This is a genomic window from Anaeromusa acidaminophila DSM 3853 (assembly GCF_000374545.1).
In the GTDB taxonomy this organism is placed as follows: Bacteria; Bacillota; Negativicutes; order Anaeromusales; family Anaeromusaceae; genus Anaeromusa; species Anaeromusa acidaminophila.
The window spans coordinates 1-13,743 of sequence record NZ_KB894600.1; the positions used below are offsets into that span (position 1 = coordinate 1).

A 13,743-nucleotide genomic window follows, 5' to 3' on the forward strand; every position below is an offset into this window, starting at 1 on the left:
TACATGAAGTTTAAAATCCAAAGAGTACGTTTGATTTTTTCTGCTTCGCAATAACCCATCTTCACCCAATCTGTTGTATATTGCAACCCATTTCTGGATATCTTTTATTGCAGGAATATTATACTTTTTGCTTAAAAATACATATCCACCTTTGCCGTTAAGATACTCTTGAACTACTTTTAATTTAAATTCAAAACTATATTTTGCCAAAAAAACCGACCCCCAAAAGTTAGATTTTTAAGGTCTAACTTTTGGGGGTCAGTTCATTCCATACGGTTCTTTGCCAAATACAAGCTTTTATTTCATGTATAACCCGCCGTTTACATCGAGGGTCGTTCCAGTAATATATCGCGAACACGAAGAAGCTAAAAAGCAGATCGCTTCCGCCACATCCTCCGGCTCGCCGACGCACCGCAAAGGGATTTCTCCCACATCGATCTGCATCGATTCCGTCATGCTTGTGCGAATAAAGCCAGGCGCTACTGCGTTAACATTGACCTGGTACGGCCCCAAATAGCGCGCCAGCGATTTCGTCAGGCCAATCACCGCAGCCTTACTCGCTACGTAATCTGCCGCTGTCGCAATGCCGCCTACTTCTCCTGCCAACGAAGCCACATTCACAATTTTGCCTGCTTTTTGCTCTTTAAAAAGCGGAATGACTGCCCGGACGCAATGCAAAACGCCTTTCACATTCACATCCAATACCGCGTCCCATGCTGCATCTTCCAGCTCTTCAAAGGGCTGCGACAAACGGCAAATGCCAGCATTATTGACCAAAATATCTACCTGGCCAAACTCTTCAATAACTTTTTCCACCAAGGCTTCCACAGCTTGCCGCTCCGCAACGTCCACCGCTAAAGGTAACGCTTGCCTTTGAAAACGTTGCTCTATTTCCGCCGCCACTTGCCGATTCCGCTCCTGATTTCTGGAGGCAACAACCACTTTAGCGCCAGCTTCCGCCAAACGCAAAGCCGCAGCCCGCCCGATCCCCTGATTACCACCGGTGACAATCGCCACCTTATCTTGTAATTTCATCATAGCGCCACCCTCTCACAAGCTCCTCAGTAGCTTTTCAGCTGCCGGAACGCCCCTGCGCGCACTTCCGCCAGCCGGAACAGCCATTGCGCCAGCGAGCACAAAATAAAGTAAACCAAAAAGACATCGATATAGGCTTCGATATAGTTATAACCATAGGACGCTTGAATCTTCCCAATGGCAGTAATATCCTTTACGGTCATCAAGAAGGCCAGCGACGTATTCTTGATCAGATTTACTGACAAATTGCACAGATTGGGCAGTGCCGCTACTAATGCTTGGGGAATAATAATACGGACGTAGATTTGCGGCAAGGTCATTCCTACCGATAAACCTGCCTCAATTTGGCCTTCATGCACGCTCATCAGCGCCGAGCGAAAAACTTCCGCCAACAGGGCGGCCGTATTAATCGTAAACACAACATACGCATAAAAGATAGGATCGACTTCAAACACCTTGATGTTTAGAGCCAGGCTTTTCACCAGGCTGTTCAACAAACTCGGCACCAAGCTGTATACCACCAAAATTTGCAATACAATCGGCGTACCGCGAATAAAAGAAATATAAAGCCTAGCCATGTCCTTAAGAACCTTCACTTCATAAATGCGAGCTAACGCCATAAAAAAGCTAAAGGGCGCCGCGACCAAAAGAGAGACCAGCGTAATTTCCAAGGTAACTGGAATTCCCGCCAGGATCACGGAAAAGGTTTTCCACATAAAATCATAATTCAATTCCATTGCTTTTCCGCCCCCCTTACACCGTCCTCGGTCGTTTAAAACGCGATAAGCGCTGTTCTAAAACCGCAAAAGCTTTTTCAAACAAGACCGCCATCCCCCAATAAATCACGGACAGGGCGATATAAATCTCCAACGCGTACGAGCCATAGTTGCGGGCAATAATCAAATTCCCAGAACCAAGAAGATCTACTAAACCAATCGTATAGGCCAGTGCGCCTTCCTTCAAAAGCGTAATCAAGGAATTCCCGAAGTTCGGCAGCGCAATGATAGCGCCCTGGGGCAGCATAATGCGGTACAACGCCTGCAGCGGCGTCATGCCTACGCTGACCGCCGCCTCATACTGTCCTTTATCGACAGCCAGATACGCAGAGCGTATGACTTCTGACATAGTAGCGGCAAAGAGCAACGTAAAGGCGATAATGACAAAAACCATTTTATGAATTTCATTGATGTCATAGTCAAATACATCCAGGAAAAATTTAGGTAAGCCGTAAAAGACAATGAACAGCAAAATAACCGCCGGTGTGCAGCGAACTACGCCGGTATAGGCGTCTCCAAAAAGACGCAGCGCTTTATAACGACTCAACTTAGCCGCCGCCAACACAAATCCGAAAGCCGTTCCCAAAAGGACCGAAGCTGCCACCACCGCCAAGGTCACCCACAAAAAGGGCAGCAGATCCGGTACAACTTCTAAAATATAAAGCGGTTCAAAGGGTCTCATACGGCTTTCCTCCCCACTGCGAGATGATTATTTTTCAACCAGCCGCAGCAAATCTTCTCCAAAATATTTTTCTTCCAACTCTTTGATTTTCCCGGATTTCGTCAATTCTTCTACCGCCTTATCATAGGCGTCAGCCAATTCCTGATCTTTTTTGTTAAAGATCGGATACGTAGGAATGGCTTTGTAACGAACATAGGCCAATTGATCATTGAACTTATGGTAAGCGCCTTTTTCATCCACTACATTATTTTTATACGCCAGTTCAATATCAAAGAAAGCGTCATAGCGTCCTTCCAACACCCACGTATAGGCGTCAGCCACTTGGAAGCTCTCCGAAGGCAGCAGCTTTATTGGCGTTGCCGCATTCTTTTTGTTAAATTCCTCTACGATCGCATACTGGGCGTTTTGCGGCGCAATGGGTACCAGTTTGCCGCCGATTTGGGAAAAGCTTTCCATATCCTTGATTTTATCGGCGTCGCTCTTGCGGAAGGTCAAGCCAATCACGCTGGCGGCAATGGGTTTTTTCGGGAAGATAAACTTGGTTTTGCGCGCTTCCGTCTGCCATACACCCTTGATACCTACGTCATATTTCCCAGACTCTACGCCAATCAGCAGATCATCGTCCGAAGTCGGCTCAAATTTGAATTGATACTGCGGCAGCGACTTGGCCACTTCTTTCATAATTTGAACTTCAATGCCGTCCGGTTCGCCTGCTTTATTTACAAAATCATAAGGCACATAGTAGTTGGTAAAGGCTACGCGCACAACTTTCTTTTCCCCCTTGGCAGCCTCCTCTTTAGCAGTTGGCTTGCCGCCGCAGCCAAGCGCAGCCACGGCAAATACGACAATAAAGAGAAGTCCTACCGCTTTTAAAATGTTCTTTTTCATTTTTACATCGCCTCACTTCTTGGTATTGGGGCCGCCCGCTTAGGCGCTGACGGCGTTGGCTTTTAGAATCCGGCTCAAAAAGTTCCGCGTCCGCTCGGCCTTAGGCTGAAAGAAAATCTGCTCCGGCGGACCTTCTTCTACAATCTTACCGCCATCCATAAAGATCACATGCTTGGCCACTTCCCGGGCAAACTGCATTTCATGAGTGGCTACAATCATGGTAATGCCCTCGCGAGCCATGCTTTTCATCACATCCAGCACATCGCCCACCAGCTCCGGGTCCAGAGAGGCTGTCGGCTCATCAAACAAAATCACGTCCGGCTGCACCGCCAACGCCCGGGCAATGCCTACGCGCTGCTGCTGCCCTCCGGAAAGCTGACTGGGATAGTAGTCCTGCCGCTCCGATAAGCCCACCTTGTCCAGCATCTTCTTGCCGATGGATACCGCTTCGGCCTTCGGCATGCCGCGGCCGATAATCAGCCCCTCCGTCACATTCTCCAAAGCCGTTTTGTTGTTAAAAAGATTATAGTTTTGGAAGACAAAGGCTGTTTTTTGACGAACCTTGCGTTTTTCTGACGAAGAAACCCGATTCAATGACAAGGTCAATTCGCCTATAGCCAGTTCGCCTTGATCCGCCTGTTCTAAAAAATTGATGCAGCGGAGCAGCGTAGTTTTCCCCGAGCCGCTAGGCCCCAACAACACTACCACATCGCCTTTGCCTACGGTAATGTCAATTCCCTTGAGCACCGGTTTGCCGTTGAATTCTTTGTGAACATTCGTAAGCTGCAACATAACGCGCTCCCCCTTATCCCTTTCTTACAACTGCGCCGCTTTCTCGCGAACCCACTCTAAACGCTGCCATTCGATATCGCCAGGCACTGTGCAGTCAGCGCCAATAACTACGCCCTTCTTGCCGACATCGGCGATGATTTCCTCAACGCGGCGTTCAATTTCTTCTTTCGTGCCGCTATACAGTTCGCCTTGCGGCGTATTGTCGAAGCCGCCGATAACCGCTTTGCCGCCAAAGAGTTTCTTTCCTGCCGACAGCTTGACTTCTTCCACATTCGCAGCATAGTTGATGACATTTGCTTCATAATCCTGATACCAGGAAAGGTCGTTGCGCGTTCCCGCATAGCCGCAGATGTGAAGAATGTTGTTTTTGCTGGCGGCATTGGCCGCCGCCAAAATTTTCTTCTCCGCCGGTGCAATGATTTCATCATATACTTCCCGAGTCACCTCTGGGCGAGGCAGGTTTTGTACGCTGAGATAAATACCATCAGCGCCGCCGTCGCGGATGACTCGTTTAGCCAGCGAAGCCAAATCCTCAGACATCACATCCAAAATGTGCTTCAATCCCGCCTTGTCTTCTTGCAGCAGCTTGATAAAATTGCCGTTGGCATCGCCGTCCTTACCGCGATACATAAACTCTAAATACCGCGGCGCCGCAAAGACGTTGTAAAAAGACAACACATCCTTGCCGAAAATAGCGGTTGCCTGTTTCACCAACTGCACCTGTTCTTCAATCCAAGGCGCATTCTCGCCGACCGGCTGCAGCTTCGCCACATCTTTCACGGAACGGATTTCATGCAAGGCCTCGTTAGGATACGCAAAATATCCGTCGCTCATAATTTTAACGAAATCCGGCTGAAAGCCCTCGTAAAATGCTTTTAAGCCGGCAATGTTTGCCGCCGTTACTTCCGGATGCCCCAAGCCTTCCGCATGTTCCGGATTGTTTAGAAAATGATACCAGAACCCTACAGGAATACGATCCACCGGTTCATTGTTGAATGCTGCCAAGACCAACTCTCTTTTTGTTTGCGCCATTTAAAACACTCTCCTATATCATTAAAATTCACAAAAAATAAAAGGCTAAGCACAGGATTTCTCCTCATGCTTAGCCTTCAATGTTTTTGATCAGCTACTGCTTGCAACTTTTATTTAATTTAACCATATACTACACGACACAAAATCAATTGTCAAGAAGGCGACATTAAATTTCTCTAACAAGCAGCCTTCGGCATTATAAGTCAGCCACTACCCGCACTCGATTTCTCCCGTCCTGCTTGGCTTGGTACAGCGCTCGATCAGCGTCAACAAGAATATCCTTAGGTTCTGATTCCAAACCGGGTATTGTGGCGGCAACACCCAAACTAACTGTAACCACCTTGCTGATTGGCGAAGCATAATGCCTTAATGCTAACGCTTCGATTTCCGCTCGAATAGTTTCCGCCAAATGAGCCGCTCCTGCTGCATCAGTCTCCGGCAAAACGGCAATAAATTCTTCGCCCCCATAACGCGCGGCAAAATCAAGAGGCCGCTTTAGACTCTGTTTAAATACCCGAGCCACTTGTTTCAGGCATTCATCACCCGCCAGATGCCCTTGAGAATCGTTATAGTCCTTAAAAAAATCTACGTCCAACATAATAATCGCCAGTGAGGTTCCCTGACGTTGACTTTGCCGCCATTCCTTGGCAAGAAAGTCGTCAAAATGACGGCGGTTAGCCAAGCTGGTTAAGGCGTCGGAACTAGAGAGTTCTTGCAAAACCCTATTTAAATCATTAAGTTCGTGCGTCCGCTGCTGCACCTGCTGCTCCAATTCGTCATGCGCTAGCCGCAGCGCCTCTTCCGCCTGCTTCCGCTCGGTAATATCGTGAACCACAAATAAAATACAGCGTTTTCCTTTAATTTCAATTAAATCGGAGGAGCATAAGCCGACCTTTACTTCCCCGTTTTTAGTACGCCATGCTGCCTCTTTCCCTGAAAATGATTCTTTTTCCCGAATTTCTTGAAAGGTCGCTTCTCGCGCCTCTTCATCCAGCCAAAGACGAAATTCCGACGAACGATGTCCTACAATCTCGCCCCGACTATAGCCGAAAAGCTTTACAAAGGCATCATTTACATCGACATATCGTTCATCTTCCAAACCAAGAATGCCAATACCATCTGCTGAATGTTTAAAGGCTTTAGAAAACTTTTCTTCCGAGGTAGCCAATGATTCCGCCATCTGTTCCAGCTCAATAAATTTCTCTTTTAACTCCGTATTAATCTGCTGCAGCTCCTGCGTACGTTGGTTAACCAACTCTTCCAACTGCTCTTGGGTTTCCTGATACGCCCGTTCCAACTGCTTGCGTTCGGAAATATCCAAAAGGATCCCGACAATACCTGCCACTTCGCCGGATTTCGCATAATATACAGACTTAGTAAAAAGAACATCATGACGCGAACCGTCTGCATATACTACAGAAGATTCATAGGTCTGCTGCCCGCCGCTGCGCAGCAAATCTTCATCCATTTGATAATACTTATCCGCTAAATCATCAGGAGACAGCTCATGCACCGTTTTGCCGACAATCTCCGCTTTTGTCTTGCCGAGATATACCTCAAACGCCTTGTTGCAACCTTGGTAAACGCCATTTTTATCTTTATAGAAAATCGGACTGACAAGCGAATCAATCAAGGTTTGTAAAAAATGCAGCTGTTCTGCGAGCTCCACTGCATTTACAATCGCTCCCGAAATCTGTGAAACATCCATTGCCGCCCACCTGCCTTTATGCAAGTTTCTACCTAGGAAGCAAACCGTTTTTCCACACTTTCCCTGTTGGTAATTATTCGTTTTCAAAACCAAAGCTCCTGCTTAGCCCTCTTAAGTCAAACCACTTTTAAAACAATATATTTTCCAAAAGAAACAGTTGCAACCAGAAACTATTTAGTGTATTATCTATGCAAGGAGGTGTTCTCATGCAACCACTACACAGTTTGTTACGCGAAAACGCTCGATTGCTAATTCGCCGCTTAGGCCTTCTTGAAAGAGACAATGCCGGCTGTTGCTGCATTACTATGCCCCAATGTCACGTACTTGTCGAGGTAGGCCGCCACAAAACTTTGTCGGTAAACGACTTGGCGCAATTGCTGAATTTAGACAAGAGCTCAGTCAGCAAGACCGTAGACAAGCTAGTAACTAGCGGCCTTCTGTGCCGCGAACCCAGCCCCGAGGACCGCCGCTATGTGGTTCTGACGCTCAGCCCGGAGGGGCAAGGAGCCTATGAGGATATCGAGAGCCGTATGGAAGCGCATTTCGGGAAAATTCTTCAAGCAATTCCGGTAGAAAAGCATGCGCAAGTCATCGAAAGTCTTGATTTATTTACTAAAGCCTTACAAACAGTTCAAGCGGAAACACCGCACGAAGCGAGGTGCTGACCCCATGTTTGATTCTTTTTCCAACTATTTAGTATATCATTGGCTGGAGTTCTCTCCTAACGAGCCATTAGGCGCCGCCTTGCAATTCTTCCTAGCGGACATGCCTAAGCTAGTCGTCCTGCTAACATGCTCTATTTTCATCATTTCCATTATCCGTTCTTATTTTCCAGCATCGAAAACCAAAGAATTTCTGACACGACGAGGCCAAGGCGCCGGCCATGTGCTGGCAGCGATCATCGGCATCATTACTCCCTTTTGCTCTTGTTCCGCGGTTCCCCTCTTTATCGGTTTCATCGAAGCCGGAGTTCCCCTGGGCGTTACTTTTTCTTTTTTAGTAGCCTCCCCGATGGTCAATGAAGTCGCTTTGATCCTTCTATTCGGCCTTTTCGGCTGGAAAATTGCGCTGCTCTACATGGCTAGCGGCGTCACGATCGCCATTTTGGCCGGCTTTATCATCGGCCGCTTGCAGCTAGAACATTTACTGGAAGCCTATGCCCCCGAAAATGCGTCTGTTAATACCGTTGAGTTCCACAGCTTTTCTCAGCGCTGTCAAAGCGCGGGAAGCTTCACCTTTGAACTATTAAAATACATTCTACCTTATCTCACTGTCGCTATTGCCATCGGCGGCTTTATCCACGGCTTTGTCCCGGAAGATTTCCTGACACATTATGCTGGCCCCGAAAATATGTTTGCCGTCCCTCTCGCCGTCTTGGTCGGCGTACCTCTTTACAACAGCGCCGGCGGCATGGTGCCTATCGTGTATTCGTTGATTGAAAAAGGACTGCCGCTAGGAACAGCTTTGGCTTTTATGATGGCGGTTTCGGCTATCAGTTTCCCCGAAATGGTCATTTTACGCAAGGTTCTAAAGACAAAACTCATCGGCATTTTTGCCGGCATTCTTGCTGTAGCTATCATTTGCACGGGGTATTTATTTAATCTGGTTGTTTAAAAGGAGGCGTGTTTCATGGAAAGCTACAGTCTACGCTGGGCTAAGGAAGCTGACTTAAAGATCATCGAAGAGCTCCTGCAAAACAGCAGCTTACCTACAGTGGGCCTATCGCTAGCATCTGCACAATTTCTGCTTGCCGAAACAAAAGCAAACGAAATAATCGGAGTTCTAGGCGCACAAAAAAGCGAATCAGCCACGTTGCTCCGCTCCTTCGCGGTAATCGCCCCCTGGCGCAGCCGAGGTGTAGGGATGGCGCTAGTAAAGACTATGCTCAACCGCTTGCAGGAACAGAACCGGAACGTCCTATATCTGCTCACAGAAACAGCTGCTTCTTATTTTGAAGGATTGGGTTTTCAATTCATCTCCCGCGAGGAAATCCCGCAAGTCTTGCTGGTCCAATCCGGCTTAGATCTAGCATGCCCTTGCTCTAGCCAGTGTATGAAGAAAAGGCTTTGAAAAGAATAAACAAGAGAATCGGAGTCGCGTGAGGGCTACGACTGAGGGATTAGCAGCGCCCACATGGAGTACCGGCATAGAAAGGTGTGATAATCTTGAAAGAACAAATTCGTACTTATGCTCTATCCCACGGAGCGCATATTGTAGGGTTCGCTTCTACCGCCGACTTTGCGGAAGCTCCGGCAGGCTTTCGCCCTACCGATATTATGCCCAAGGCCAAAACGGTTATGGTACTGGGCAAAGCGTTATCCAAAGGAACGGTTTTATCCGCCAACAAAGCCGTCTATACCATGCAAGGCGCCACGATTATCCAAGAACTTGATGCGCTGGCGCAAAAAGTGGTTTTTCATTTAGAAGAGCAAGGCGCACTGTCGTTAGCCATTCCCGCTGACGCCCCCTACTTTCACTGGGAAGCGGAACGGCAGCACGGCATGGGCATCCTGTCTCACCGCCATGCCGCAGTAAAGGCGGGACTAGGGCAACTAGGAAAAAGCAGCATGCTTTTAACGCCAAAATACGGTAACCGGATTACCCTGGTTACCATCCTGACAGAACTGGAACTGCCTAGCGATCCGCCCTATACGGAAATACTCTGTCCCGACGATTGTCGCCGCTGCCTGGATGCTTGTCCCACAAAAGCTCTAAACGGCCAAGCCGTTGTGGAGCAAAAGTGCTGTCGCAGCCACGTAGGCACGGTATCGGATCGCGGTCACGAGTTAACCAACTGCTGGAACTGCCGTCTGGCCTGCGCGTCCAGGTTTTAAAAAAGAGTAAGGATTCTACTTCAAGATCATTCAAAAAAAATAATGAAACAAAGCACAATTCCCGCAACAGGAATTGTGCTTTGTTTCATTTCTACTAACACATAAGATAACTTACTCATTCTTGAAAGCCACCTAAAAAGATCAGTCCTACTTAGAAAACAGCAACAGCAGCTCCTCAAATTGCTCAATCGCCTGCACGGCATTATCCACGCTGCCAAAACCATACTTTGCAAAGATAAACGGTACGCCCGCCAACTGGGTGGCTTCATAATCTCCCTGCGTATCGCCGACATATACGGCCTCAGCTAGCTTATTCCGCTCCATGAGCAGCCGGATATTTTCCCCTTTGACTTTCCCTGTATCGCCAAAGCATTCCCAGTCTTCAATATACGCTTCTACGCCGTTCTTCTTCATAAATAGCTCAATATAGCCGGACTGGCAGTTGCTGACGATAAACAAACGATGCCGCTGCGCCAGTTTTTTTATGGTTTCCACGACCGCCGGATATAATAGCGATTCTTCATTTTCTTCCAGCGCCTCGTGCTCATACTCGCAGCATTTTTTCATCAGCAACGTTTTAGTTTCTTCGTCGGCGTCCGGAAACAGATTGTCAGCAATAACCTTCATCGTCTTGCCGAACTCTCGTTTCAAAATGGCAGCATTCACCACCGCCTTGGTCCCTCCGACCTCTGTAATGGCTCTATTCCAGGCCTGGGCCACCACTTCCGTAGAGTCCCACAACGTTCCGTCTACGTCAAAAATAATATTCTGCATCATCTTTTCATCCTTCCTATGATAGGGCAAGCCGAAAAACTCCGGCACGCCTGAACCGATTATACACTTGCTCTATCGCAGAAGCAATTAACGATATATAATAATATTATCAGAAAATTTAATCGCATTTGTGTTTCTCAAAGAAAGGTGGGAATATGATGACGGTGCAAAAGGGACATTTTATACGTTGGTTTGAAGAAGTCGCCTTGGAAGACCTGCCGCTTGTGGGCGGCAAAAACGCTTCTTTGGGAGAAATGTACCGGGAGCTTACGCCGAAAGGAATTAAAATTCCCCACGGCTTTGCCGTCACTGCCGAAGCCTACTGGAAGCTGCTGGAGGAGGGCGGCATTCTAGCTCCCCTCCAAGACGCGCTGGCCGGCATTACTACGCACGACGTAGCAGCCCTAGCGACAAGCGGCAAACGGGCCCGAGATCTAATTTTAAGCGCGGGCATCCCTGATGCTATCTGGTCAGAAATCAAATGCGCCTATGCGCAGCTCTGCGTTGAATACGGGCCTGATGCTGATGTGGCAGTGCGTAGCTCCGCCACAGCCGAAGACTTGCCTACCGCCTCTTTCGCCGGACAGCAGGAAACCTATTTGAACATCCGAGGCGAACACGCCTTGCGAGAAGCCTGCCTCAAATGCTTTGCCTCTCTCTTTACGGACCGCGCCATCTCTTATCGCTTGAACAACGGCTTTGACCATTTTAAAGTAGGCTTATCCATCGGCATCATGAAGATGGTACGCTCCGATTTGGCCACCAGCGGCGTAACTTTCACAATCGACACAGAGACCGGTTTTCGCGACGTGGTGTTTACCACCGCCTGCTACGGCTTGGGGGAAAACATCGTCCAAGGCGCCGTCAACCCGGATGAATACTATGTCTTCAAGCCCACCTTTCGCCAAGGCTACCGCTCGATTATTCGCAAAACCTTGGGAGACAAGCGCATCAAAATGGTCTACGGCCTAGGAGGATCCAAAGCGCTAACGCGCAACATAGAAGTACCGGAGGCGGACCGCCGCCGCTTCTGCCTGCAGGACGAAGACATTCTCACCTTGACTAAGTATGCCCTCATCATCGAAGAACATTATTCCCAAAAGGCCGGCGAAAATCGCCCTATGGACATCGAATGGGCCAAAGACGGCCTGAGCGGTGAGCTATTCATCGTTCAAGCCCGCCCGGAAACCGTACAGTCCGGCAAAGCTCTTGATGTGCTGGAAACGTATTATCTCGACGGCAGCGGCCCCCTCTTGGCTACAGGCAAAAGCGTCGGTGAAAAAATAGGCAGCGGCAAAGCCCGCATTATTAAGCATACGTCGCAGCTGACTCAATTTGTTCCAGGGGAAATTTTAGTAGCCGACACCACAACCCCGGATTGGGAGCCAGTAATGAAAACTGCCGCCGCCATTGTGACCAACCGCGGCGGCCGCACCTGCCACGCAGCTATCGTCAGCCGCGAACTCGGCATTCCGGCCGTCGTAGGCGCCGGTCATGCCACAGAAGTCATCCATACAGGCGAAGAGATAACGGTCAACTGCGCCGCCGGCGAAGAAGGCAAGGTGTATCGCGGCTTACTGCCATTTCACGCGGAAACGCTAAGTCTGGCCGACCTGAAACGCCCCCGCACAAAGATCATGATGAATCTAGGCGACCCGGACCTAGCATTTTCGCTTTCCATGATCCCAAACGACGGCGTCGGCCTGGCTCGCATGGAATTCATCATCAACAGCTACATTCAGATTCATCCTATGGCCTTGATTCATCCAGAGGCAATCACTGACGAGGAAGTTCTTCGCAAAATCGAAGAGCTTACTTTCGGCTACGAAGACAAAACCGAATACTTTGTCGAAAAGCTGGCTTGCGGCGTCGGCACCATTGCGGCGGCTTTTTATCCCAAACCCGTCATCATCCGCATGAGCGACTTTAAAACCAATGAATACGCCAGCCTGATTGGCGGTGCCGGCTTTGAACCGGCTGAAGAAAATCCCATGATCGGCTTCCGCGGCGCGTCCCGTTACTACGACGATAAGTACCGGGAAGGCTTCGCCTTGGAGTGCCGCGCCATGAAGCGCGTCCGTGAAACCATGGGTCTCACCAATCTGATTTTGATGATTCCCTTCTGCCGCCGCGTTCCCGAAGCGGAAAAGGTACTGGACGAAATGGCTAAGAACGGTCTGCGCCGCGGCGAAAACGGCCTGGAAGTCTATGTTATGTGCGAAATTCCCAACAACGTACTGATGATTGATGAGTTTAGCCAGGTATTTGACGGCTTTTCCATTGGCTCCAATGACCTTACCCAGTTAACGCTTGGCGTGGATCGCGACTCCTCCCTGGTAGCCCATGACTTTGACGAGCGCGATCCCGGCGTACTTCGTACCGTCTCCCAAGCCGTGCAAGGAGCCAAACGCAACGGACGCCATAGCGGCATCTGCGGCCAGGCGCCCAGCGATTATCCGGAATTCGCCGAATTTCTGGTCAAAGAAGGCATCGACTCCATGTCCCTTAATCCCGATTCAATCATGAAAATCACCTTACGCGTCCTGGAAATGGAACAAAAACTTCGAAGCGAATAAAAAGAAACTAAAGGAGCCCTGACGCAAATGTCAGGGCTCCTTTTTCAATCTCTTTTATTTTACGTCCGTAAGCCACCGTTCTGCAAATACCGGGGATTCATAGGCGTCAATATACTGCAGCGCCGCCGAAATTTCTTCTGTCACAAAATACAATTCATTACAGACCGTTTTGGCAAATTGCTGGTCAATCGCTGTCTCAAACTGCTCCAACAACTTATCGTAAAAGTTATTGATGTTCAAAATGACAATGGGCTTATCGTGATAGCGCAATTGCTTAAGCGTAATGATTTCCAGAACCTCTTCCATGGTTCCGTATCCTCCGGGCAGCGCAATAAACGCATCGGACCGCTCGTCCATAGCAGCCTTGCGCTCGCGCATGCATTTGGTTACCACCAGTTCGTCGCATTTGTCATAGACAACGCCTTCCAAGTTTAAGGCTTCCGGAATGACGCCAATCACCTGTCCCTGGTGCTCATGCACTGCCTTGGCGCAAGCGCCCATCAAACCAGTAATGCCGCCGCCAAAAAGAAACCGGTCTCCCTTCGCTGCGATTTCCCGTCCCAAATGATGCGCCGCGTCAAAATACACCGGATCAATCGTTCTGCTGGAAGAGCTATAGACGCAAATTACTTTGTTCATTGCTTGC

15 protein-coding genes are annotated in these 13,743 nt (G+C 48.8%); 5 read left to right on the forward strand and 10 right to left on the reverse strand.

The annotated features are described in order from the left end of the window. From C508_RS0113085 to C508_RS19570, 8 genes are all read right to left on the reverse strand, one after another. Positions 1-210: helix-turn-helix domain-containing protein (locus C508_RS0113085; RefSeq protein WP_018701476.1), on the reverse strand; the 210-nt coding region annotated here is incomplete at its 3' end. A gap of 87 nt (positions 211-297) precedes the next feature. Then, positions 298-1,038, reverse strand: a complete 741-nt coding sequence (locus C508_RS0113090) for an SDR family NAD(P)-dependent oxidoreductase (protein WP_018704019.1) — start codon at positions 1,036-1,038, stop codon at positions 298-300. A gap of 23 nt (positions 1,039-1,061) precedes the next feature. Continuing rightward, positions 1,062-1,772, reverse strand: a complete 711-nt coding sequence (locus C508_RS0113095) for an amino acid ABC transporter permease (RefSeq protein ID WP_018704020.1) — start codon at positions 1,770-1,772, stop codon at positions 1,062-1,064. A gap of 16 nt (positions 1,773-1,788) precedes the next feature. Beyond that, positions 1,789-2,493 (reverse strand): amino acid ABC transporter permease, encoded by a 705-nt coding sequence (locus tag C508_RS0113100; RefSeq protein WP_018704021.1) that lies wholly within the window; start codon positions 2,491-2,493, stop codon positions 1,789-1,791. Between the two features lie 27 nt (positions 2,494-2,520). After that, the gene (locus C508_RS0113105) at positions 2,521-3,381 is read right to left on the reverse strand and encodes a transporter substrate-binding domain-containing protein (RefSeq protein ID WP_018704022.1); all 861 of its coding nucleotides are present in this window, start codon (positions 3,379-3,381) and stop codon (positions 2,521-2,523) included. A gap of 39 nt (positions 3,382-3,420) precedes the next feature. Continuing rightward, positions 3,421-4,173, reverse strand: coding sequence for an amino acid ABC transporter ATP-binding protein (locus C508_RS0113110; RefSeq protein ID WP_018704023.1), 753 nt, complete (start codon positions 4,171-4,173; stop codon positions 3,421-3,423). A gap of 24 nt (positions 4,174-4,197) precedes the next feature. Then, positions 4,198-5,205 (reverse strand): uroporphyrinogen decarboxylase family protein, encoded by a 1,008-nt coding sequence (locus C508_RS0113115; protein ID WP_018704024.1) that lies wholly within the window; start codon positions 5,203-5,205, stop codon positions 4,198-4,200. A 196-nt stretch (positions 5,206-5,401) separates the two neighbouring features. Then, entirely contained in the window at positions 5,402-6,913 is a 1,512-nt protein-coding gene (locus tag C508_RS19570; RefSeq protein WP_018704025.1) for a sensor domain-containing diguanylate cyclase, read from the reverse strand. A gap of 206 nt (positions 6,914-7,119) precedes the next feature. On the opposite strand from C508_RS19570, the gene C508_RS0113125 reads away from it, so the two are divergent. From C508_RS0113125 to C508_RS0113140, 4 genes are all read left to right on the forward strand, one after another. Continuing rightward, a complete protein-coding gene (locus C508_RS0113125) occupies positions 7,120-7,578 on the forward strand; it encodes a MarR family winged helix-turn-helix transcriptional regulator (protein ID WP_018704026.1) in 459 nt (152 codons plus the stop codon). Positions 7,579-7,582: 4 nt separating this feature from the next. Then, positions 7,583-8,527, forward strand: coding sequence for a permease (locus tag C508_RS0113130; protein ID WP_018704027.1), 945 nt, complete (start codon positions 7,583-7,585; stop codon positions 8,525-8,527). A gap of 15 nt (positions 8,528-8,542) precedes the next feature. After that, positions 8,543-8,983 carry a GNAT family N-acetyltransferase gene (locus C508_RS0113135; RefSeq protein ID WP_018704028.1) on the forward strand — a complete coding sequence of 147 codons (441 nt, stop codon included), beginning with the start codon at positions 8,543-8,545 and terminating at the stop codon, positions 8,981-8,983. A gap of 95 nt (positions 8,984-9,078) precedes the next feature. Next, positions 9,079-9,747, forward strand: coding sequence for an epoxyqueuosine reductase (locus C508_RS0113140; RefSeq protein WP_018704029.1), 669 nt, complete (start codon positions 9,079-9,081; stop codon positions 9,745-9,747). A gap of 147 nt (positions 9,748-9,894) precedes the next feature. Here the strand turns inward: C508_RS0113140 and C508_RS0113150 are convergent, their stop codons facing one another. Then, positions 9,895-10,524, reverse strand: a complete 630-nt coding sequence (locus C508_RS0113150) for an HAD family hydrolase (protein WP_018704031.1) — start codon at positions 10,522-10,524, stop codon at positions 9,895-9,897. 155 nt (positions 10,525-10,679) lie between these two features. Between C508_RS0113150 and ppsA the strand changes: the two genes are divergently transcribed. Continuing rightward, the gene (gene ppsA / locus C508_RS0113155; protein ID WP_018704032.1) at positions 10,680-13,097 is read left to right on the forward strand and encodes a phosphoenolpyruvate synthase; all 2,418 of its coding nucleotides are present in this window, start codon (positions 10,680-10,682) and stop codon (positions 13,095-13,097) included. Between the two features lie 54 nt (positions 13,098-13,151). On the opposite strand, the gene C508_RS0113160 is transcribed toward ppsA, so the two are convergent. Next, positions 13,152-13,736 (reverse strand): LOG family protein, encoded by a 585-nt coding sequence (locus C508_RS0113160; RefSeq protein ID WP_018704033.1) that lies wholly within the window; start codon positions 13,734-13,736, stop codon positions 13,152-13,154. Between the last annotated feature and the right edge of the window lie 7 nt (positions 13,737-13,743).

Excerpts from the sequence above, each read along its gene's own strand:
- C508_RS0113100 (WP_018704021.1), bottom strand. The coding sequence starts at position 2,493 with ATGAGACCCTTTGAACCGCTTTATATTTTAGAAGTTGTACCGGATCTG.
- C508_RS0113110 (WP_018704023.1), bottom strand. The coding sequence starts at position 4,173 with ATGTTGCAGCTTACGAATGTTCACAAAGAATTCAACGGCAAACCGGTG.
- C508_RS0113115 (WP_018704024.1), bottom strand. The coding sequence starts at position 5,205 with ATGGCGCAAACAAAAAGAGAGTTGGTCTTGGCAGCATTCAACAATGAA.
- C508_RS0113135 (WP_018704028.1), top strand. The coding sequence starts at position 8,543 with ATGGAAAGCTACAGTCTACGCTGGGCTAAGGAAGCTGACTTAAAGATC.
- C508_RS0113105 (WP_018704022.1), bottom strand. The coding sequence starts at position 3,381 with ATGAAAAAGAACATTTTAAAAGCGGTAGGACTTCTCTTTATTGTCGTA.
- C508_RS19570 (WP_018704025.1), bottom strand. The coding sequence starts at position 6,913 with ATGGATGTTTCACAGATTTCGGGAGCGATTGTAAATGCAGTGGAGCTC.
- C508_RS0113160 (WP_018704033.1), bottom strand. The coding sequence starts at position 13,736 with ATGAACAAAGTAATTTGCGTCTATAGCTCTTCCAGCAGAACGATTGAT.
- C508_RS0113095 (WP_018704020.1), bottom strand. The coding sequence starts at position 1,772 with ATGGAATTGAATTATGATTTTATGTGGAAAACCTTTTCCGTGATCCTG.
- C508_RS0113125 (WP_018704026.1), top strand. The coding sequence starts at position 7,120 with ATGCAACCACTACACAGTTTGTTACGCGAAAACGCTCGATTGCTAATT.
- C508_RS0113150 (WP_018704031.1), bottom strand. The coding sequence starts at position 10,524 with ATGATGCAGAATATTATTTTTGACGTAGACGGAACGTTGTGGGACTCT.
- C508_RS0113130 (WP_018704027.1), top strand. The coding sequence starts at position 7,583 with ATGTTTGATTCTTTTTCCAACTATTTAGTATATCATTGGCTGGAGTTC.
- ppsA (WP_018704032.1), top strand. The coding sequence starts at position 10,680 with ATGACGGTGCAAAAGGGACATTTTATACGTTGGTTTGAAGAAGTCGCC.
- C508_RS0113090 (WP_018704019.1), bottom strand. The coding sequence starts at position 1,038 with ATGATGAAATTACAAGATAAGGTGGCGATTGTCACCGGTGGTAATCAG.